Here is a 19,221-nt window from a genome sequence, read left to right as displayed (position 1 = left end):
TTACCCGCAACATCAGAGGATTCCCACATGCTATGGAAAAAAGGCCGACGCAGCGACAACGTGGTCGATGCCCGTGGCGATGAGGTCGGCGGCGGTGGTGGCGGGATGCGCTTTGGTGGCGGCAAGGGTCTGAGCCTGACGGCGATCCTGCTGATCGTGGGCATCGGCTGGATCACCGGCCAGGACCCGATGCAGATCCTCGGACAACTGACCGGGCAGATGGGTGAACAATCGGCGCCGACCACCTCCCAGACGCGCCAGGCGCCACCGGCCAACGATGAAGGGGCCGAGTTCGTCCGCTCGATCCTGGGTGATACCGAGGATACCTGGCGCCAGATTTTCCAGCAGGCGGACCGGCAATATAAGGATCCGACCCTGGTATTGTTCAGCAACCGGGTCAATTCGGCCTGCGGACTGGCGACATCGGCGACCGGCCCCTTCTATTGCCCTGCAGACCAGAAGGTTTATCTGGACATGGCCTTCTTCCAGGAGATGTCCCAGCGCTTTGCTGCCGCAGGCGATTTCGCCCAGGCCTATGTGATCGCTCACGAAGTCGGACACCACGTACAAACCTTGCTCGGTGTTTCGGCAAAGATTCAAGCCGCTCGCCAGCAAGGTCGGCAGATGGAGGGCGATGGCGGTTTGCTGGTGCGTCAGGAACTGCAAGCCGACTGCCTGGCCGGAGTCTGGGCCAACAATGCGCAGAGGCGCCTGAACTGGCTGGAGCCGGGCGATATTGAAGAAGCGCTGAACGCGGCGAACGCCATTGGCGACGATCGCTTGCAGCAACAAGGTCAGGGCCGTGTGGTGCCGGACTCGTTTACCCATGGTACGTCAGCGCAACGGGTGCGCTGGTTCAAAACCGGATTCGCTCAGGGCCAGGTTGGCCAGTGCGATACCTTTGCGGCGAAAAATTTGTAAATGAAGAAGTGGTGGTTAGTCGTACTGTTCACCTGTGCAACGTCCCAAGCGGCCGAGCACGGGGTCAAGGAAATCAGCCCCGGGCGCCTGCTGTTGAAATCCGGTGAAATAGCGGTGGGCATCAGCTCGGCCCCGGCAAAAATCGAGCGGGTATTGATCATCGTCCATGGCCGCTTGCGCAATGCGCAAACCTATCTTCAAAGCGGCAAACGCGCAGTCGAACTGGCCGGGCAAAGCGCTACGACCCTGGTGATCGCCCCGCAATTTCTCAATGAAACCGACGTTGCGCAGCACCCGGTGGCGGACACCGTCTTGCGCTGGCCGGGCAATGAGTGGATGGCTGGCGGTGAATCCAGCGCACCCTTTCGTCTGAGCTCCTTTGATGCGCTGGACGAAATCATCGCCCGCCTGGGTGATCGTCAGCAGTTTCCGGACTTGAAGCAAATCGTCATTGCCGGTCACTCGGGAGGCGCCCAGGTGGTTCAGCGCTACGCCTTGCTGGGCCACGACAAGCCGGCCCTGGAAGCCGCCGGCGTGCAGTTGCGCTATGTGATCGCCAACCCATCTTCCTACACCTACTTCGATGAGCGTCGGCCCGTGGCCTTCAGCCATGCGGGCTGTCCGCAATTCAACCGCTGGAAGTACGGGCTGGCGGATTTGCCAGCCTACGCAGAAGGACAAACCGCCGCGCTGCTGCAGGAAAAGTACCTCAAGCGCGACATCGTTTATCTGCTGGGCCAGCAGGACGTCGACCCGAACCATCCGGCGCTGGATAAAACCTGTGAGGCAAAGGCCCAGGGGCCGTATCGATTGGCCCGGGGGCGCTACTACTTCGCTTACTTGAAGCGGCTGCAACCGCAAGGGTTACAGCAGCAACTGATCGAAGTGCCCGGGGTCGGGCATAACGGGGAAGCGATGTTTACGTCGCCCCAAGGGCAGCAGGCGTTGTTCCAGTAGGAGTTGTCGAAGGCTGCGATCTTTTGCTCTTGAAAATCAAACCGACAGCATCTGCCGCAATTCGACACAATCGGCCGCATGCCAATCGGTCAACTCCGGCCAAGGATTATCCGGCAGGTTGACCAACACCGTCCGCGCTCCCGCCGCACGCCCGCAATCCAGGTCAAACCGGTAATCACCGACCATCACCATCTCGCTGGCCGACACCTTCCAGGCTTCGGCCAGTTTCAGCAATCCGCCAGGATGCGGCTTCGGCGGCGCCTCGTCGCGGCCCAGCACATCGTCTACCGCAAAGCAGTCGGCCAGGCCGATCGCTTCCAGCGTGACATGCGCCAGTTCCCGGGCATTGCGCGTAAGAATGCCCAGGCGATAACCGCGGCCAGTCAATTCACGCACCAGCTCCACAGCCCCCGGTGCCGGTTTCGAGCCCAGCGCCAGATCGCGTTCGTGCTCGAGCAACCAGGCATGTTTGGCGCTGGCTTCATCGACCGGTAGTGCCGCCAGATGCGTGAGGATGTCGGCTTCAGCCGGGATCGCCAACGCCACGCGAATCGCCGCGAAATCATGCACAGCCACCGTCAGGGTGCCGTCCATGTCGAACACCCAGTGCCGAATGTCGGCCAGGCTCATGCCCAATCCTTGCGATGGCGAATCAGGCCTTCCTGGGTGACCGAGGCCACCAGTTGCCCGGCGCGGTTGAACACGCTGCCACGGGAAAACCCGCGGGAATTGCCGGCCCATGGGCTGTCCATCGCATACAGCAACCAGTCATCGGCACGCAGGTCCGCGTGGAACCACAACGCGTGATCAAGGCTGGCGACCTGCATGTCCTTGTGCCAGACCGATTTGCCGTGGGGCAACATCGAGGTGGTCAGCAAGCCGAAGTCCGACGCGTAGGCCAGCAGATACTTGTGCAATGCCGGGGAGTCGGCCAAGGCGCCGTCGGCGCGAAACCAGACGTATTTGACCGGATCGCTGGCTTTCGGGTTGTAGGGATCTTCCTCGGTGACGGGGCGGAATTCGATCGGTTTCGGACACAGCAGTTTTTCACGCATGTGCTCGGGGATCAGGTGAGCGCGTTGCTGGGTCAGTTCCAGTTCAGACGGCAGGTTTTCCGGTCCGACCACTTGCGGCATTTGTGTCTGGTGCTGGAAACCTGCTTCGTCGTACTGGAACGAGGCGCTGCAAGTAAAGATCGGCTGGCCCTTCTGGATCGCCGTGACACGGCGCGTGCTGAAACTGCCGCCGTCGCGCACACGGTCCACGGAGTAAACCACTGGCAACTTGGCGTCGCCCGGGCGCAGGAAATAGCCATGCAGCGAATGCACGTGGCGCGTCTCTTCAACAGTCTGACTGGCCGCCGACAGCGACTGACCTAGCACCTGGCCACCGAACAGCTGACGAAACCCCAAGTCCTGGCTGCGGCCACGGAACAGGTTTTCTTCGATCGATTCCAGGCTCAGCAGGTCGACCAGATCATCCAACACTTGGCTCATTCAGCTCTCCTCACACAACGCAATGCCGCGCAGTCCTGGCTGCGTCGGTCGATTCAGTATCTGGCCCGTGCCAATATAGGGGCCATTGTAAACGTCCGTGCCAGGTTATCCATGCAAGGTTTGCAGCCATTGTTCACGGCTGATGCGATACAGCACGTGGTGGCGCAGGGGATGATCGAGGGCAAGCCTGGGGTGATCGAAGTCATCGGCCGGATCGTGATGCATGCCGATCGCCTGCATGACTTTCTGCGACGGCAGGTTGCTGACCGTGGTAAAGGACACGATTTCATTCAGTACCAGGCGATCAAAGCCGCAACGCAGAGCGGTCCATGCCGCTTCGCTGGCATATCCCAGGCCCCAGTGCTCGCGGGCCAGGCGCCAGCCGATTTCAATGGCCGGGGTGAAAGACGCGTCGAAACCAACCACGCCCAGACCGGTAAAACCGATGAACTGTCCGGTGTCTTTGCGCTCCAGCGCCCAGAGGCCAAAGCCATGTTCAGCAAAGTGCTCGCGAATCCTGCCAATCAACGACGCACTTTCCATGCGACTCAAGGGTGCGGGAAAATAGCGCATGACCTGTGGATCGGCGCACATCGCGGCAAATTCCGGCAAATCCTCATCACGCCACTGTCGCAGCAGCAATCGCGCGCTCGCCAGTTCGAGTATCGGCTCCATCGTCCCCCTCCCCCAATTCCATGCCGCCAGTCTACAACGCTGGTAGGATCCTTCACTCATTGCCCTACGAAATCATCATGCCTCTGCCGTTGATCTACCACGAAGACTACAGTCCCGAGTTCCCGGCGGATCACCGCTTCCCCATGGACAAGTTTCGCCTGCTGCGCGATCACTTGGTGGACAGTGGCCTGACACGCGACGCCGACCTGCTGCGCCCACAGTTATGCCCACCGGACATTCTCGCCCTCGCCCATGACCCTTCGTATATCGAGCGCTACATGTGTGGCGATCTGTCCCGCGAGGATCAGCGACGCCTCGGCCTGCCCTGGAGCGAAGCCCTGGCCCGGCGCACGGTGCGCGCGGTCGGCGGTTCTCTGCTGGCGGCGGAGCAGGCGCTGGAGCATGGCCTGGCCTGCCACCTGGCCGGCGGCACCCACCATGCGCATTACGATTACCCCGCCGGATTCTGCATCTTCAATGACCTGGCGGTGATTAGCCGTTTCCTGCTGGAGAGTGGTCGGGTCAATCGGGTGCTGATCTTCGACTGCGATGTGCATCAGGGCGACGGCACTGCACGCATTCTGCACAACACACCGGAAGCGGTGACCGTTTCCCTGCACTGCGAGAAGAACTTTCCTGCACGCAAAGCCGAAAGTGACTGGGACATCCCGCTGCCCAACGGCATGGGCGATGCCGATTACCTGAAAGTGGTGGACGATGCGCTCAACTACCTCTTGCCTCTCTATCAGCCGGACCTGGTGCTGTACGACGCGGGTGTCGATGTGCATAAAGATGACGCATTGGGTTACCTGAAGTTGACCGACAACGGTGTCGCCGCTCGCGATGAAAACGTGATGCGCCATTGCCTGGGCCGCGATATCCCGGTGGTCGGCGTGATCGGCGGCGGCTACAGCAAGGACCGTCAAGCCCTCGCCCGCCGTCATGGCATCCTCCATCACAGCGCTCAGCGGGTCTGGGAGTCATCAGGCTGTCACTGAGTTGTGGATGCTTTACCCACAATGCCTGTGGAGCCGCCTGTGGATAACCTGCGGGAAAGGGACTGCAGGCCATGTGCCGTATAGGCTACAGCGCAGTGGTTGTTTTTTGATCAGCGTTTGAATACACCGCTCCACGGGGTTGGGGCTGCTAGAATGCCCGCCCTCTTCCGCAGAACCGCAGCGCACGCCATGACCCAGCACTCCGCCTCCTCCCCTACTACTGTCGCCATCATCGGCGGCGGCCCCGCCGGTCTGATGGCGGCTGAGGTATTGAGCCAGGCCGGGATCAAGGTCGACCTGTACGACGGCATGCCTTCGGTGGGGCGAAAATTCCTCCTGGCCGGCGTCGGCGGCATGAACATCACCCACTCCGAGGCCTACCCGGCGTTCCTCTCGCGTTACGCCGAACGGGCCCCACAGATTGCCCCGCTATTACGCGCCTTTGGTGCCGATGCGTTATGCCAATGGATTCATGAGCTCGGCATCGACACCTTTGTCGGCAGTTCCGGGCGGGTCTTTCCCACCGACATGAAGGCTGCCCCCCTGCTGCGCGCCTGGCTCAAGCGCCTGCGCGACAGCGGTGTAGTTATCCACACCCGTCATCGATGGCTCGGTTGGGACGATCACGGCGGTTTGCGCATCGACAGCCCCGACGGCGAAAAAACCGTCCAGGCCGATGCCACCCTGCTGGCCCTCGGCGGCGGCAGTTGGTCGCGCCTGGGTTCGGATGGCGCATGGATGCTGGCACTGGAGAACAAAGGTGTAGGACTTGCGCCGCTGCAACCGAGCAATTGCGGCTTCGAGGTGCAGGCCTGGAGCGATTTGATGATCAGCAAATTCGCCGGCGCGCCGCTGAAAAACATTGCCATAGGCCTCAATGATGACGTGCCAAGGCTGGGTGAATGTGTGATCACCGCGACCGGGATTGAAGGGAGCCTGATCTACGCCTTGTCGGCACCGATCCGTGAAGCGCTCAACCAGCACGGTTCGGCGACCATTCATCTCGATCTTCTGCCCGGCCGACCTGTGGATAAAATCCAGGCTGCCTTGAGCAAGCCGCGCGGCTCACGTTCAATGGCTAAACATTTGCACAGTCAGTTGGGCATCGATGGGGTGAAAGCGGCGTTGTTGCGAGAGCTGACATCTGCCGACACCTTTACCGACATGGCATTGCTGGCCAAAGCGATCAAGGCGCTTCCAATGACACTGGTGAAAACCCGTCCGCTGGACGAAGCCATCAGCAGTGCCGGTGGTGTGTTGTTTGAAGCAATGGATGAACGGTTGATGCTCAAGCAAATGCCTGGGGTTTTCTGTGCAGGGGAAATGCTCGATTGGGAAGCGCCAACGGGTGGTTATCTGCTAACGGCTTGTTTCGCCAGTGGGCGTGCGGCCGGACTTGGAATGGTTGAGTGGTTGCAGCTCAAGGGCTGAAGACCGAGGTGCGTCAATCGCGAGCAGGCTCACTCCTACAGGAAAATGCATTCCACATGTAGGAGCGAGCCTGCTCGCGATGGCAGCCTAACAGGCGCCGCGAATATTATGGCTTACGCTTACGCGGCCCAGTGTTGAACACCGGTACCTTGCGCACAGGCTTGATCGAAGGCTCCGCTGGCGCAACTTCCCCGCTGTCGACCCACTTGCCAAGATTGCGTTTACCGCCACCACCCGACGCTTTGGGCTTCTTCGGTTTCTTCGGCTTCTTGATCACCTGACCACTGGCATCGGTGTCCGGCACGCGATGCTCTGGCTCGAAGTCCGGCTCGTTCTGACGCTTGAGCGTCTGGCGGGTCAACATCTCGATGGCCGACAGCAGATTCACTTCATCGGCGCACACCAGGGAAATCGCCTCGCCGGTCGAACCGGCACGACCGGTGCGACCGATGCGATGGATGTAATCCTCGGCCACGATCGGCAAATCGAAATTGACCACCAATGGCAGGTCTTCAATATCCAGGCCTCGGGCCGCGACGTCGGTGGCGACCAGGATCTGCACTTCGCTGGCCTTAAATCGGTCAAGTGCTCGCTGACGGGTCGCCTGGGGTTTGTCGCCGTGGATGCCATCGGCGTTGATGCCCAGGCCCTGGAGTTTTTCCACCAGCGCGTCCACGCCGTTGCGGGTCTTGGCGAACACCAGCACCTGCTTCCACTTGCCCTTACGCATCAAGTGCACGAACAGCTCCGGCTTGCGCTTCTTGTCGACCGTCACGATCCATTGCTTGACCGTATTGGCGGCGACGTTGCGCGGGCTGACTTCGATGCTCAGCGGGTCATTGAGCATCTGCCCGGCCAGCAGGCGAATGTCGTCGGAGAAAGTGGCAGAGAACAGCAGCGTCTGGCGCTTCTTCGGCAGTGCCCTATAGATATTCGCCAGTTCCTCGGAGAAACCCAGGTCGAGCATGCGATCGGCCTCGTCCAGCACCAGGGTTTGCAGCTGATTGAACTTCAGTGCGTTCTGGCGGAACAGGTCGAGCAAACGGCCCGGGGTCGCCACCAACAGGTCGACGCCGCTGCGCAGCTTCATCATTTGCGGGTTGATACTGACACCGCCGTATACGGCATAGGTGCGCAGCGGCAGGTTTTCGGCGTACTGGCGCACCGCTTCGTGAACCTGCTCGGCCAGCTCTCGGGTCGGCACCAGAATCAGTGCACGCACCGAGTTGGCAGTGACTTTCGGCCCTTCCATGGCAAGCAGTTGCAGGAGCGGCAAGGCGAAACCGGCGGTCTTGCCGGTGCCGGTCTGGGCGGCGGCCATCAGGTCGCGACCGGCCAGCACCGCTGGAATGGCTTGTGCCTGAACCGGCGTCGGAGTCTGGTAGCCGAGCGTCTCAAGGGAGCGCAGCAAGGGTTCGATCAGGCCAAGGGTGGCGAAAGTCATGGGAGTACCGTAGGAAAAATCAGCGCGGGTATGCGAAACAAGAGTGCAATGGCGCGCAGTTTACCCTAATTCACACGGGATTCTGTCGGCACGGCCTTCACCACTGACCGTTGCGGTGTGCGGCGCCACTGCGGCAAGCCAATTAGCACCACGGCGCTGATGATCACCAGCATGGCCAATGCTTCCTCGATGCCAATGGTTTCACCGACAAACACGATCCCCAACAACACGGCCACCGCCGGGTTGACGTAGGCATAACTGGTGGCCGCCGCCGGACGCACATGCTTGAGCAGATACATATAGGCGTTGAAGGCAATGATCGAACCGAACACGGTCAGGTACGCCAGCGCCGCCCAGCCCTCGATGGGCGGGACCTTCTCCAGGTGTTCGCCGCTCACTGCGCTAGCGATCAGCAACACCACGCCGCCGACCAGCATTTCCACGGCACTGGCCATTGCGCCTTGAGGCAACGGCAAGTGTTTGCTCCACACCGAGCCGAATGCCCAGGTGGCCGCGGCGAAGATCAGCAACGCCGCACCCAGCGGGCTCGATTGCAGGTTGGAGCCGAGGTTGAGCATGACAATGCCGATCATCCCGAGCGCAACGCCCGCCCATTCAAGACGGGTATTACGCGCGCCCCAGAAATAGCCACAGAGCAAGGTAAACAGTGGCACCGTCGCCACCGCCAACGCGGCCACGCCGGAAGCCACACCCGTGTGCTCGGCCACGCTGACGGCGCCGTTGCCGCACGCCAGCAGCAACACACCGATGATCCCGGCGGCTTTCCATTGTGCCCAGGTCGGTGCCGGCGCCCCGCGCCAGCGCAGGAAGGCATACATCAAGGACCCGGCGATGACGAAGCGAATCCCCGCCAGCAGCAATGGTGGCCAATACTCCACACCGATGCGAATCACCAGGTAGGTCGAGCCCCAGATCACGTACAGCGCGAAAAAGGCAGCAATTAACGGTAAGGGAAAGCGACGTAGACCAGGCATGGTGGGCAGCTCACGGGCAAGACAGGTGAACGGCTATTCTAGAAAGGCTGAAGCGATAAAATAAGTTACAAAACCTGTTTAAACCGCCGGTACACTTTTCAAAACACGGAGTTTGGCGCTATAAACCGTGTTTTCGAAAGTCCGCCATGTTCAGGAGTTGCCTCGATGGATAAGTACGACCGCATGCTGCTCGGCGCCCTGCTGGAAAATGGTCGCGCCTCCTACGCGGACCTGGCGCGCAAGGTCAACCTCTCCGCCCCGGCGGTGGCAGAACGCGTGGCCAAGCTCGAATCCAGCGGCGTGATTACCGGTTACCAGGCGAAAGTCGACATGGCCAAGCTCGGCTTGCCGATCCAGTGTGTCATCGAACTGCGCTTGAACCAGCACGGCAATCAGAAAGCCTACGACGACCTGATCAAGATCCCACAGTTAACCGAGTGCCACCGCGTGACGGGAGATCCGTGCGTGATCATGCAGGCGGCAGTGGGTTCGATGCCGGAGCTGGAAGACTTGATCAACCGGATTGCCACGTTTGGCTTCAGCAAGACGTCGATCGTGTTGTCGAGTGCCATCGAAAAGCGGGTGCCGTTGGGGCAACTGGAAGGGAATGGCAAATAGATCTTCTGCTCGATTGATGATCGTTCCAACGCTCTGCGTGGGAATGCAGCCCGGGACGCTCCGCGTCCCTTTCCAGAGCTGGAACGCGGAGCGTCCCTTGAGGCGTTCCCACGCAGAGCGTGGGAACGATCATAGATAACGCTTCAAATGCTCATTGACCTTCGCTGCCGGCACTTTCTGCAATTTGCACAACAGATCATGGGACAGCTCGCTCAAGCCATGCTTGTGCCGCAGTTCTTCGGCCAGGTGCACCGTCAGGTTGGCCGCCATTTCGGCGTCCGCCATGGCCCGGTGAGCCTTGCCGGTGTGGGGCAGGTTGGCGAAGGTGGTGAGGGTGCCGAGCTTGTGGTTCGGTGCCGCCGGCATCAGGCGCCGGGCCAGCAGCAACGAGCAGGCAAAGTTCTGCAGGCGCGTGCGTTTGATCCGCCCCAGTTCGAAATCCCAGAACTTCTGGTCGAACGCGGCGTTGTGGGCCAGCAGTGGCGTGGTGCCGACGAACTCGTTGACCTCATTCATCACCTGCTCGGCCGATGGCGCGGTGCGAAGCATGGCGTTGCTGATGCCGGTCAGTTGTTCGATGAAGGCGGGGACGCGCACGCCGGCGTTCATCAGGCTCTGGTAACGCTCGACGATGCGCCCTTGTTCAAGAATCACCACGGCAATTTCCGTGGCCCGGCAACTGCTGCTCGGAGAGATCCCGGTGGTTTCAAAGTCGATGACTGCTATGCGTTCCAAACCTGTTTGAACTCCGTAAAAATCAATTCTTGAGCAGCAACGCGCCTTCGATCGGCACGTAGCGGCTGGCGGCACGGATCAGCGAGTTGGCCGTCAGGCCGGGCACCCCGTAGGCCACCGCTTGCACGCCGTGCTTGCTGATGATGCGTTCCAGCAGCATGTCGAAATCACCGTCGCCAGAGGCCAGCACCACTTCATCGACATGGTCGGCGGCGTCCATGATGTCGAGGGTGATGCCCACATCCCAGTCGCCCTTGGCCGAGCCATCGCTGCGCTGGATATAGGGCTTGAGCTTCACGGTGAAACCGAGGTTGCGCAGGATCTGCTGGAACTGCTGCTGTTTGCTGTCACCACGATCGATTGCGTAGGCGTAGGCCTCGACGATCTCGCCTTGCTTGCTGATGTCAGCCCACAATGCGGCATAGTTGAAATGGCAACCATACGCCTGGCGCACGGTGTAATAGAGGTTCTGGACATCGGCGAACACTGCGATTTTTTTCACCGGACACCTCATTAACGCGCAGGCAGGATCAGGCACCAGGCCCGAAAAGTCGCCCAGTATGCCAGCCATAAGGTGAGTTTCGCGAATAATCGGCCCGGAGCGCCGCAGCGCCCCGGACGAATGGCGTATCAGACGAAGGAGTCGTCGTCGCCGCCGAAGAACGATGAGCTGTCGTCGCTGTAGTCGGCGTCGGCAAAACCGCCCTGGTCGTTGGCATGGGAATCGTTGTCGGCCATGCGCTGATCATCGCCCCAGCCATTGTTGCCCTGGTCGTTGACCTGGGCCGGTTCTTCCTTAATGACTTCGACGATTTCCTGAGCAGGCTGATTGTGCTGGAACAGGCTGCTGATACCTTGTGCCAGCATCACGCCACCCGCCACACCGGCCGCTGTTTTCAGCGCGCCACCGAGAAAGCCGCTGCCCGCCGCCGGGGCCTGTTGCTGGGGTGCATAGCCCTGCTGTGGAGACCCACCGAAATTCTGCTGCGGCGGCTGCGAGTTGAACGATGGACGCGCCGGTTCGCGCCAGCCCCCACCGCTAGACACCGGGGCACTTTGCGCAGGCGCTGGCTGCGGATCACGACTGCCGCCACCAAAGATGCTCGACAAAAAGCCACCACTGCTCGGCGGCGCCGCTGCCGTTTGCACCTTGGCCTGTTGCAGTTCGGCCTGCAATTGCTGGATTTGCGCAGTCAGTTGCTTGTTCTGCCCGTCAAGGCTCTTGATTGCCGCCTCTTGCACCAGGATCGCCTGGGTCATGAAATAACCCGCCGCCGGTTGGCGTGCCAGGTGCTCCTTGATCCGCGCCTCGGCCTGGGCGTCGCGCGGGGCTGAATCCGTCTCGGCCTGTTGCAGCCGGGAAAACAGTCCATCGATCAGGGTTTGTTCTTCGCTGTTCATGGCGACCTCATAGATTGCCTGGAGAATCGTTGCCTTCACCCATAAAGGATAAGGTGCCCGACCTTAATGGAGGCTGAAACAAGTTGTTTCAATGAGCTTTACCGAACGTTTACGTTTGCGCCCTTGCGCGCATCATCGGTTAAAGTGGGTCACTGATTTCAACCTGCGATATCAACTGATGAATCCGTTCGATGTACTGCGCGACTCCCTGTATTTCTTCAAACGCAATCTGGGCCAGATCGTGCAGCTGTGCCTGCCCCTGGTGATCATCGAGGCCTTGTTGCAACAAGTGGTCGACCACTCCACCGAGCCGGACAGTTTCCCCGGTATCAGTGTGATCGTCGGCTTGCTGGTCTATCCGCTGTACACCGCCGCCCTCATCCTGTTCCTCGACGCCCGCAGCCGAGGCGAGTCGCCCAGCAACCGCGAGCTACTGTCGAGGTCCGCCTATCTGTGGCCGCGTTTGGCCTTGCTCACCGCGCTGAACACCTTGCTGATCCTGCTGGGCTTGTCGCTGTACTTCCTGCCGGGCATCTGGCTGATGGTGACCCTGGCTTTCGGCGAATATTTGCTGGTACTGCGGGGTCTTGCGCCGTTGCAGGCCATGAAGGAAAGCCTGCGCCTGACCCGTGGCCACTTCATGCGCATCCTGGTGTGCATCCTGTGTGTGATGGGCCCCTTGTGGCTGCTCAAGGGCGCAACGTTGGCGGCGTACCCCGAGCCGCAAAACCCGGCGATCTCACTGCTGATCGACAGTGCCCACAGCTTCTTGCAACTGTTCACCAGCGTGGTGCTGTTCCGCCTGTTCATGCTGATCAGCGAAGTACCGGAAAAAATCGATGGCCCACGTTGACCGTGGGCGACCGCTCGTCAGTCGGGTATGCTCGGGGGCAATTTCCGTAACGCGATAAGCCGAGCCATGACCCGACTGCTGCGCTACACCTTGCTGGGATTGTTGATCGTCATCAGCTTGATCGCTGTGATGACCTACAGCCTGACCTGGCGCCCCGAGGCCAGGGAAACAGCGCCGGTCGCGTGCAGCAGTCAGGCGCCAAGCCTCGCACCCGGCCAGGCACTGAAGGTCATGACCTGGAACGTCCAGTACCTGGCGGGCAAGCGCTACGTGTTCTGGAATGACCTGGCCGCCGGCGCCGACGATTCCCCCACGCCGGAAGACATGGCCTTCAGCCTCGACGAAGTGGCGCGGGTTATCCGCGACGAGCATCCGGACGTGGTGCTGCTGCAGGAACTCGACGACGGCGCCAAGGCCAGCGACTACCAGAACCAGCTCAAACTGCTGCAGGAACGGCTCACCGACCTGTATTCGTGCAGCGCCCATGCCTTCGACTGGAAGGCTGACTTCGTGCCGAACCCGCACATTTTCGGCAGCGTCGGCCGACAACTGGCGACCCTGAGTCGCTATCAGATCGAGCACGCCGAGCGTCTGCAATTGCCAATCGCATCGGCCAACCCGATCAGTCGCCAGTTCCAACCGAAAAACGCCCTGCTGGTGACCTACCTGCCATTGAGCGACGGTGGCCAGCTCGCGGTCCTCAACACCCATCTGGACCGAGTGACCCAACCTGACGAGACGTTGCAGGCACAGGTCGCGGCCGTGGCCAAGACCCTCGACACGTTCGAAAGCCGCGGTACGCCCTGGCTGATCGGTGGCGATTTCAACCTGCTGCCACTGGGGCAATACCAGCGCCTGCCCAGCGAACAGCGCACCCCTTACTCCGCCGATAGCGCCCTGCATCTGTTGTGGGATAAGTACCCGATGATCCCCACCAACAACGAATCCAGCGGCATCGACCGCGCGCGCTGGCTGACCCATTACCCGAACGATGCCGGCTTGAACGGCCCGGACCGGACCGTCGACTATCTGTTCTACAGCCCGCGGATCAAACGGGTCGAAGCGACGGTCCGGCAAGACGATACCCTGCGCATATCCGATCACCTGCCGGTGATTGCGCGGTTTCTGCTGCCCGCCGCGCCGTAGATTACGGCGTCATTGCTTGCGCGGCTTGATCCGCGCCGTGGCTTCGGCTACCAGCGGGTCATCCGGCCAGTAATGTTTCGGGTAGCGTCCCTTCAGGTCTTTTTTCACCTCGGCGTAGGTGCTGCGCCAGAAGTTCGCCAGGTCTTGGGTTACCTGCACGGGCCGCCGCGCCGGTGACAGCAAATGCAGCTTGACTACTTGCCGGCCACCAGCGATGCGAGGGGTTTCGGCCAGGCCGAACAGCTCCTGCAAGCGCACGGCCAGAATCGGCGGCTGTTCGCTGTAATCCAGACGAATCGATGAACCCGATGGCACGCTCAAGTGGTGGGGCGCCAACTCGTCCAACCTTTGCGGCAGAGGCCATGGCAACAGGTTGTGAACGATGCTTGAGAGGTCGAGATTGGCGAAGTGACTGAGTCGCGAAACCTTGCCCAGATACGGCATCAGCCAGTTCTCAAGGGTGTTCAGCAGCGCCGCATCGCTGACATCTGGCCAATCGCTTTCGCCCTTTCCACCCAGGTCCAGCTGGCGCAACAGCGCTACACGCGCTTGCCACTGGCGCAACTCGGGGGTCCACGGCAACAGTTCCAGGCCTTTGCGCCGTACCAGGTTGACCAACGCCTGGCTGCGGGCGGTTTCATCGAGGCCGGTCAGCGGTTCGCGGCTGAGGATGAGCTCGCCCACCTTGCGTTGGCGCTCGGCCCGCAGCACACCTTCGCGCTCATCCCAATCCAGTTGATCGACGCATCGCACCTGTTCGGCCAATACCGAGTCGAACAACGCCGGATCGAAATCCGCCGCCAGATAAATCCGCTCTTCACGCTGGCCCTGACGGCTGCCGAGATCGGCGATCACCAGCCACGGCTGCTTCATCAGGCTGTCGGCTTCGGCAAACAGCGCGGCGCGACCGTTGGCCAGGCGATATTCGGCGCCACCGGCACGGCGTTGTTGGGCGACACGGTCGGGATAGGCCAAGGCCAGCAGCGCACCGAGCCAGCGTGGATGATCGGGATCGTTGACCGGCTCCGACGCCTTGGCGCGCAGATAGCCGCGATATTGCCTCGCCAGTTGCCGGGCTCGTTGTACGCCACCCTGGGCACCGCGAGCGCCGCGCGCTTCGCCAGACAACAGCGCCAACCGGCTGTGCAAGTCGGCGCCGGCGCCACGCAGGATATCGCGCTCGCCGAGCAGGGCCGCGACATCGCAAGCCATGTCGGCCAGGCCGAGCGACTGTCCACGTAACAACAGGTGCGCGATACGGGGATGCGCCGGCAGTTCGGCCATGGCCTGACCGTGACGGGTCAGCGCTTCGCCATCCAGCGCGCCAAGACGAACCAGCAAGTCCTGAGCCTGTGCATAAGCGGCTGCCGGAGGTACATCCAGCCAAACCAGCTGGCCCGGTGTCACGCCCCATCGACCCAGTTGCAGCGCCAACCCGGCGAGATCCGCCGAAAGAATTTCCGCACTGCCATAAGCCGCTAATTGTTCGTGCTGATCCTGCGACCACAAGCGATAGCACACACCCGGTTCCAGTCGCCCTGCCCGGCCCGCTCGCTGGGTCGCACTGGCCTTGGAAATACGCTGGGTGTCGAGGCGGGTCATGCCGCTGCCGGGATCGAAACGCGGCACCCGCGCCAACCCGGCGTCGATCACCACGCGCACGCCGTCGATGGTCAGGCTGGTCTCGGCGATGTTGGTGGCCAGTACCACTTTACGTTTACCCGGCGGCGCCGGATCGATCGCCGCCCGTTGCGCGGCGAGGTCAAGCTCACCGTGCAACGGGCAGAGCAGAATTTTCGTGTTATCGCCCAGCGCATCGGCCAGTTGTTGATGCACCCGACGGATCTCGGCCTGCCCCGGCAGGAACACCAGCACGCTGCCGGACTCATCGTTCAAGGCTTCGAGGAGGGTCTGCACCAGCCTTGGCTCGATGAATTCGCCAGCCTGGAATGGCCGGCCCCAGCGCATCGCCACTGGGTACATGCGTCCTTCGCTGCGCAGGATCGGCGCATCGTCGAGCAACCCGGCCAGCCGTTCGCCTTCCAGGGTGGCCGACATCAAGAGGATTTTCAGCGGCTGATCGTCACGGAACAGTTCCCGGCCATTGAGGCTCAAGGCTAGCGCCAGATCAGCGTCGAGGCTGCGTTCGTGGAACTCGTCGAAGATCAACAGGCCAACGCCTTCAAGCGCCGGATCGTCCTGCAAACGCCGGGTGAGGATGCCCTCGGTGACCACTTCGATACGGGTGTTGGGGCCGACCTTGCTGTCGAGCCGAATGCGATAACCCACGGTTTCGCCGACCTTCTCGCCCAGCTCACTGGCCAGGCGCTCCGCTGCCGCCCGCGCGGCCAGGCGGCGCGGTTCGAGCATCAGGATGGTCTGCCCGGCCAGCCACGGCTCGTCAAGCAAGGCCAAGGGCACGCGGGTGGTCTTACCGGCACCGGGCGGTGCTTCGAGCACGGCTTCGTGACGTGTCGCCAAGGCTTCACGCAGGGCGGGTAAAACTTCATCAATCGGCAAAGAAATCATGCTGGCTCCCAAACAGAGCGGCGAGTATAACGGCGAACTGCTTGGCGTTAATCACGGTCCTAATTCATATCGACGACGCTTCGTTTTGAAATTACCCAGGAGATTTCATATGCGTGTTCCCTTTCGCCTGATTGGCGGTGTATTGATCGCGACCCTGCTGACCCAGGTCACCGCGTGCGGCTCGATCTTCTACCCTGATCGCCGTGGCCAGATCGACGGCAAGATCGACCCGGCCATTGCCGTGCTAGATGCCGTGGGCCTGCTGTTCTACGTCATCCCCGGCCTGATCGCGTTTGCCGTGGACTTCGCCACCGGCGCGATTTACTACGCACCGGGCGAAACCGCACAGGTGGCGCCGGAAAAACTCAAGGAAGCCATCGGTGCCGACGGCAAGGTCGATAACCTGAAGTTGCAGACCATCCTGGAGCGTGAAACCGGCCGCAGCTTGCCGCTGGACGATCCACGCCTGATCCAGCACAAGGGCAGCGCCCAACAACTGGCCATGTTCGGCCTGCAACCGGCCGCGTAATCGGGGCACGACAAGGAACATCCGCACTCATGACTTCCAGCTCCGAACACGCCCGCCTGCTGCGGTTGGCAACCCGTGCCTCGGTGGCGGTGGCTTGTACGCTGATCATCGCCAAAGCCATCGCCTGGTGGCTGAGCGGCTCGGTGAGCATGCTCGCCGGGTTGACCGACTCGACACTCGACGGCGTGACGTCGCTGCTCAACCTGCTGGCGGTGCATTACGCCCTGCGTCCGGCCGACGCCGATCATCGCTACGGGCATGGAAAGGCCGAGTCCCTGGCCGGCATGGCCCAGGCGCTGTTTATCGGCGGCAGTGCGGTGTTGATTGCGCTGCAGGCGTGGGACCGGCTCAAGCATCCGGAACCGGTGGGCGCACCCTGGATCAGCATCGGGGTGATCGTGTTCTCGCTGGGCCTGACCCTGGCGCTGCTGATGTTGCAGCATCGAGTAGTCAAGGCCACCGGCTCCAACGCCGTGCGCGCCGACTCCCTGCATTACCGCTCGGACATGCTGCTCAACGGCAGTATCCTGGTGGCGCTGGTGCTGGCCGGGTTTGGCTGGCATCAGGTCGATCCCTGGTTCGGCCTGGGCATTGCCGCCTACATCTTCTGGAGCGCGGTCACGATCGCCCGGGAAAGCTTTGCGGTATTGATGGATGAGGAGTTGCCGCCGGATGTCAGCCAGCACATGCTGGAACTGGCTTGCAGTGTGCCCGGGGTGTTGGGCGCACATGATTTGCGTACGCGGATTTCCGGCAACCAGTGGTTTGTGCAGTTGCACCTGGAATTGCCGGGGGAACTGACCCTGTCAGTCGCCCACGGCATCAGCGATCAGGCCGCCGACGCGATTCACGCCGCCTACCCGCGGGCCGAAGTGCTGGTGCACGCTGATCCGCAGGAAGTCGTCAAAGCCGCCAGGACTCAGAACGTCACCCGATAACCGCGACTTGCCAGGCAACCGCTCTGGGCCTGATACCAGTAGCCGTCGGAGTAGTAGCAATCCCGGCCACCATAGGGCACACGGTTGTCGCGGTCCGGGAAGCGCTCGATCACGTGCCCCGGACGATACTGCGGGCCGGGGCCCCAGCCATTGCCGCGGCCACTGGGACGACCCTGCCAATGGTTGTTGTCGTTGGACGGCGCGCCGATAAAACCATTCCACTGCAGGCTGGGATCGTTGCGCCGCGGTTCGTCCTGATAGTATCCACGCCGCGGTTGTTGTGTCTGTTGCACGGTGTCGGGTCGAGGCTGGATGGGCAAGTCATTGGCCGGCTGTTGCGGCGGTGGTGGCGGTGAACGCACACGGCTGTTGTAATCCGGCGCTGGGCGGCCCTGCCATTGGCCGTTGTTCGGGTTTTGATTCTGGCCGTTGTGCTGATTCGGTTGCTGGCCATTGTGCGGGTGCGGCGGGTTGTTGCCGTTATGGCCCTAATTGCCGCCGTCCCCGTTTTGTCCGGCGGTTCTGCGGCTGGTCGGCCAGCGCATGCGCGGTGACACTGAAACACAACACACCAACACCGGCCAAACGCCAGATGCGCGATCTCATGCTTTTCCTCTATGCGGGTCAGGGAAATGCACAGGCCGGTTCTGCAACAGGTTATCAGTCGCGAAACTTATTTATTGAGGGCGGTTGTCAAATGACGGGCAAGAAAAAGGGGAGACCCGTCGGCCTCCCCTTGAGAACTTCGTCCGTGCTCGACGCTTTTGACGTCGGCTCACCTCACGCCGTCTTCTGGACAGTGTGCAGCTCGGGGGCCAGCACATCCCCTGTGGGGGTGGCGACCGCGGCGGGCCTGATTCGGCGAGCCGCATTGGACTGTTTGTCCGAGCAGTGATTCTGGTGATAAGAATAGGCCCAGAGCGCCGGCAGAGGATTGCGAAGATTGCTCAAATAAACATCACTTGCGCAATTTTTAACCCTGGATAGATAATCTGTCGCAATAGTTATGACAAGGGACCGTTTGATGAGCAAACTTGACCGATATGACCTGAGCATTTTGGCTGAATTGCAGCGCGACGCGCGCATCTCCAATCAGGAGCTGGCCGAACGCATCGGCCTGTCACCTTCCCCCTGCTCGAGGCGGGTCAAGCAGCTTGAAGACGATGGCTACATTACCCGCCAGGTGGCCCTGCTCGACCGCAAGCTGCTCGGCTTGAGCCTGACGGCGTACGTACTGATCGGCATGGACCGACACACGCCGGAGCGATTCGAAAACTTTGAAGCAGCCATCCGTACCTTGCCGCAGGTACTTGAATGCAGCCTGGTGACCGGGATGGATGCCGATTATCAACTCAAGGTCGTGGTGCCGGACATGGACCATTACCAGAAATTGCTGCTGGGGCATTTGACGCGGATTGAGGGTGTGACCAGTGTGCGCTCGAGTTTTGTATTGAACCAGGTGCTGAACAGCACGGAACTGCCGTTGACTCACCTGCGCAGCTGAGGATGCCATCGCCGGCAAGCCAGCTCCTACAGAGTTGGCGTGGACTGCAAT

20 protein-coding genes are annotated in these 19,221 nt (G+C 61.4%); 10 read left to right on the top strand and 10 right to left on the bottom strand.

Annotated elements, in window-relative coordinates:
- Positions 1-27 precede the first annotated feature (27 nt).
- Both ACIO0C_RS23340 and ACIO0C_RS23335 read left to right on the top strand, forming a co-directional pair.
- A complete protein-coding gene (locus ACIO0C_RS23340) occupies positions 28-921 on the top strand; it encodes a neutral zinc metallopeptidase (protein ID WP_401315538.1) in 894 nt (297 codons plus the stop codon).
- The gene (locus ACIO0C_RS23335; RefSeq protein ID WP_401315536.1) at positions 922-1,878 is read left to right on the top strand and encodes an alpha/beta fold hydrolase; all 957 of its coding nucleotides are present in this window, start codon (positions 922-924) and stop codon (positions 1,876-1,878) included.
- A gap of 36 nt (positions 1,879-1,914) precedes the next feature.
- Here the strand turns inward: ACIO0C_RS23335 and ACIO0C_RS23330 are convergent, their stop codons facing one another.
- The 3 genes from ACIO0C_RS23330 to ACIO0C_RS23320 form a co-directional block, all read right to left on the bottom strand.
- Positions 1,915-2,508, bottom strand: coding sequence for an HAD family hydrolase (locus tag ACIO0C_RS23330; RefSeq protein WP_401315535.1), 594 nt, complete (start codon positions 2,506-2,508; stop codon positions 1,915-1,917).
- Entirely contained in the window at positions 2,505-3,374 is an 870-nt protein-coding gene (tesB, locus tag ACIO0C_RS23325) for an acyl-CoA thioesterase II (RefSeq protein ID WP_272603648.1), read from the bottom strand. The genes ACIO0C_RS23330 and tesB overlap by 4 nt, the downstream gene beginning before the upstream one ends.
- Before the next feature lie 105 nt (positions 3,375-3,479).
- Complete coding sequence (locus ACIO0C_RS23320; protein ID WP_401315532.1) at positions 3,480-4,049, bottom strand: GNAT family N-acetyltransferase; 570 nt, start codon at positions 4,047-4,049, stop codon at positions 3,480-3,482.
- A 77-nt stretch (positions 4,050-4,126) separates the two neighbouring features.
- On the opposite strand from ACIO0C_RS23320, the gene ACIO0C_RS23315 reads away from it, so the two are divergent.
- Entirely contained in the window at positions 4,127-5,047 is a 921-nt protein-coding gene (locus ACIO0C_RS23315; RefSeq protein ID WP_401315530.1) for a histone deacetylase, read from the top strand.
- A 189-nt stretch (positions 5,048-5,236) separates the two neighbouring features.
- Positions 5,237-6,478 carry a TIGR03862 family flavoprotein gene (locus ACIO0C_RS23310; protein WP_401315528.1) on the top strand — a complete coding sequence of 414 codons (1,242 nt, stop codon included), beginning with the start codon at positions 5,237-5,239 and terminating at the stop codon, positions 6,476-6,478.
- 106 nt (positions 6,479-6,584) lie between these two features.
- Here the strand turns inward: ACIO0C_RS23310 and ACIO0C_RS23305 are convergent, their stop codons facing one another.
- Both ACIO0C_RS23305 and yedA read right to left on the bottom strand, forming a co-directional pair.
- Positions 6,585-7,922 (bottom strand): DEAD/DEAH box helicase, encoded by a 1,338-nt coding sequence (locus ACIO0C_RS23305; RefSeq protein WP_056855722.1) that lies wholly within the window; start codon positions 7,920-7,922, stop codon positions 6,585-6,587.
- A gap of 65 nt (positions 7,923-7,987) precedes the next feature.
- Complete coding sequence (gene yedA, locus ACIO0C_RS23300) at positions 7,988-8,917, bottom strand: drug/metabolite exporter YedA (RefSeq protein ID WP_401315527.1); 930 nt, start codon at positions 8,915-8,917, stop codon at positions 7,988-7,990.
- Between the two features lie 165 nt (positions 8,918-9,082).
- Here yedA and ACIO0C_RS23295 point away from each other — a divergent pair, with 165 nt between their 5' ends.
- Positions 9,083-9,535: an Lrp/AsnC family transcriptional regulator gene (locus tag ACIO0C_RS23295; protein WP_401315526.1), complete on the top strand. Its 453-nt coding sequence runs from the start codon at positions 9,083-9,085 to the stop codon at positions 9,533-9,535.
- A 129-nt stretch (positions 9,536-9,664) separates the two neighbouring features.
- On the opposite strand, the gene ACIO0C_RS23290 is transcribed toward ACIO0C_RS23295, so the two are convergent.
- The 3 genes from ACIO0C_RS23290 to ACIO0C_RS23280 form a co-directional block, all read right to left on the bottom strand.
- Entirely contained in the window at positions 9,665-10,270 is a 606-nt protein-coding gene (locus ACIO0C_RS23290) for a PolC-type DNA polymerase III (RefSeq protein ID WP_401315524.1), read from the bottom strand.
- A 22-nt stretch (positions 10,271-10,292) separates the two neighbouring features.
- Positions 10,293-10,784, bottom strand: a complete 492-nt coding sequence (locus tag ACIO0C_RS23285; RefSeq protein ID WP_178134372.1) for an NYN domain-containing protein — start codon at positions 10,782-10,784, stop codon at positions 10,293-10,295.
- A 116-nt stretch (positions 10,785-10,900) separates the two neighbouring features.
- Positions 10,901-11,671 carry a DUF2076 domain-containing protein gene (locus ACIO0C_RS23280; RefSeq protein WP_401315523.1) on the bottom strand — a complete coding sequence of 257 codons (771 nt, stop codon included), beginning with the start codon at positions 11,669-11,671 and terminating at the stop codon, positions 10,901-10,903.
- A 178-nt stretch (positions 11,672-11,849) separates the two neighbouring features.
- On the opposite strand from ACIO0C_RS23280, the gene ACIO0C_RS23275 reads away from it, so the two are divergent.
- Together ACIO0C_RS23275 and ACIO0C_RS23270 are read left to right on the top strand one after the other, a co-directional pair.
- Positions 11,850-12,524: a YciC family protein gene (locus tag ACIO0C_RS23275; RefSeq protein ID WP_401315522.1), complete on the top strand. Its 675-nt coding sequence runs from the start codon at positions 11,850-11,852 to the stop codon at positions 12,522-12,524.
- A gap of 66 nt (positions 12,525-12,590) precedes the next feature.
- Positions 12,591-13,670: an endonuclease/exonuclease/phosphatase family protein gene (locus ACIO0C_RS23270; protein ID WP_401315521.1), complete on the top strand. Its 1,080-nt coding sequence runs from the start codon at positions 12,591-12,593 to the stop codon at positions 13,668-13,670.
- Positions 13,671-13,679: 9 nt separating this feature from the next.
- Here the strand turns inward: ACIO0C_RS23270 and hrpB are convergent, their stop codons facing one another.
- The gene (gene hrpB, locus ACIO0C_RS23265) at positions 13,680-16,199 is read right to left on the bottom strand and encodes an ATP-dependent helicase HrpB (RefSeq protein ID WP_401315520.1); all 2,520 of its coding nucleotides are present in this window, start codon (positions 16,197-16,199) and stop codon (positions 13,680-13,682) included.
- Positions 16,200-16,308: 109 nt separating this feature from the next.
- On the opposite strand from hrpB, the gene ACIO0C_RS23260 reads away from it, so the two are divergent.
- Together ACIO0C_RS23260 and ACIO0C_RS23255 are read left to right on the top strand one after the other, a co-directional pair.
- Positions 16,309-16,728, top strand: coding sequence for a polyribonucleotide nucleotidyltransferase (locus ACIO0C_RS23260; protein WP_401315519.1), 420 nt, complete (start codon positions 16,309-16,311; stop codon positions 16,726-16,728).
- 29 nt (positions 16,729-16,757) lie between these two features.
- Positions 16,758-17,666 carry a cation diffusion facilitator family transporter gene (locus tag ACIO0C_RS23255; protein WP_401315518.1) on the top strand — a complete coding sequence of 303 codons (909 nt, stop codon included), beginning with the start codon at positions 16,758-16,760 and terminating at the stop codon, positions 17,664-17,666.
- On the opposite strand, the gene ACIO0C_RS23250 is transcribed toward ACIO0C_RS23255, so the two are convergent.
- Entirely contained in the window at positions 17,648-18,028 is a 381-nt protein-coding gene (locus ACIO0C_RS23250; RefSeq protein ID WP_401315517.1) for a hypothetical protein, read from the bottom strand. The two genes, ACIO0C_RS23255 and ACIO0C_RS23250, sit on opposite strands and share 19 nt — an antisense overlap.
- Before the next feature lie 662 nt (positions 18,029-18,690).
- Here ACIO0C_RS23250 and ACIO0C_RS23245 point away from each other — a divergent pair.
- On the top strand, positions 18,691-19,170 hold the full coding sequence (locus ACIO0C_RS23245; protein WP_253432408.1) for an Lrp/AsnC family transcriptional regulator: 480 nt from the start codon (positions 18,691-18,693) through the stop codon (positions 19,168-19,170).
- The last annotated feature ends 51 nt before the right edge of the window (positions 19,171-19,221 follow it).

Origin of the sequence: Pseudomonas sp. NPDC087336, assembly GCF_044744285.1 — a bacterium.
Lineage (GTDB): Bacteria > Pseudomonadota > Gammaproteobacteria > Pseudomonadales > Pseudomonadaceae > Aquipseudomonas.
Note: the sequence above shows the minus strand (reverse complement) of the source record. Positions and strands in the feature narration are given on the sequence as shown.

Coding starts and splice junctions, on each gene's coding strand:
- ACIO0C_RS23340 (WP_401315538.1), top strand. CDS start 28: ATGCTATGGAAAAAAGGCCGACGCAGCGACAACGTGGTCGATGCCCGT.
- ACIO0C_RS23335 (WP_401315536.1), top strand. CDS start 922: ATGAAGAAGTGGTGGTTAGTCGTACTGTTCACCTGTGCAACGTCCCAA.
- ACIO0C_RS23330 (WP_401315535.1), bottom strand. CDS start 2,508: ATGAGCCTGGCCGACATTCGGCACTGGGTGTTCGACATGGACGGCACC.
- tesB (WP_272603648.1), bottom strand. CDS start 3,374: ATGAGCCAAGTGTTGGATGATCTGGTCGACCTGCTGAGCCTGGAATCG.
- ACIO0C_RS23320 (WP_401315532.1), bottom strand. CDS start 4,049: ATGGAGCCGATACTCGAACTGGCGAGCGCGCGATTGCTGCTGCGACAG.
- ACIO0C_RS23315 (WP_401315530.1), top strand. CDS start 4,127: ATGCCTCTGCCGTTGATCTACCACGAAGACTACAGTCCCGAGTTCCCG.
- ACIO0C_RS23310 (WP_401315528.1), top strand. CDS start 5,237: ATGACCCAGCACTCCGCCTCCTCCCCTACTACTGTCGCCATCATCGGC.
- ACIO0C_RS23305 (WP_056855722.1), bottom strand. CDS start 7,922: ATGACTTTCGCCACCCTTGGCCTGATCGAACCCTTGCTGCGCTCCCTT.
- yedA (WP_401315527.1), bottom strand. CDS start 8,917: ATGCCTGGTCTACGTCGCTTTCCCTTACCGTTAATTGCTGCCTTTTTC.
- ACIO0C_RS23295 (WP_401315526.1), top strand. CDS start 9,083: ATGGATAAGTACGACCGCATGCTGCTCGGCGCCCTGCTGGAAAATGGT.
- ACIO0C_RS23285 (WP_178134372.1), bottom strand. CDS start 10,784: ATGAGGTGTCCGGTGAAAAAAATCGCAGTGTTCGCCGATGTCCAGAAC.
- ACIO0C_RS23280 (WP_401315523.1), bottom strand. CDS start 11,671: ATGAACAGCGAAGAACAAACCCTGATCGATGGACTGTTTTCCCGGCTG.
- ACIO0C_RS23275 (WP_401315522.1), top strand. CDS start 11,850: ATGAATCCGTTCGATGTACTGCGCGACTCCCTGTATTTCTTCAAACGC.
- ACIO0C_RS23270 (WP_401315521.1), top strand. CDS start 12,591: ATGACCCGACTGCTGCGCTACACCTTGCTGGGATTGTTGATCGTCATC.
- hrpB (WP_401315520.1), bottom strand. CDS start 16,199: ATGATTTCTTTGCCGATTGATGAAGTTTTACCCGCCCTGCGTGAAGCC.
- ACIO0C_RS23260 (WP_401315519.1), top strand. CDS start 16,309: ATGCGTGTTCCCTTTCGCCTGATTGGCGGTGTATTGATCGCGACCCTG.
- ACIO0C_RS23255 (WP_401315518.1), top strand. CDS start 16,758: ATGACTTCCAGCTCCGAACACGCCCGCCTGCTGCGGTTGGCAACCCGT.
- ACIO0C_RS23245 (WP_253432408.1), top strand. CDS start 18,691: ATGAGCAAACTTGACCGATATGACCTGAGCATTTTGGCTGAATTGCAG.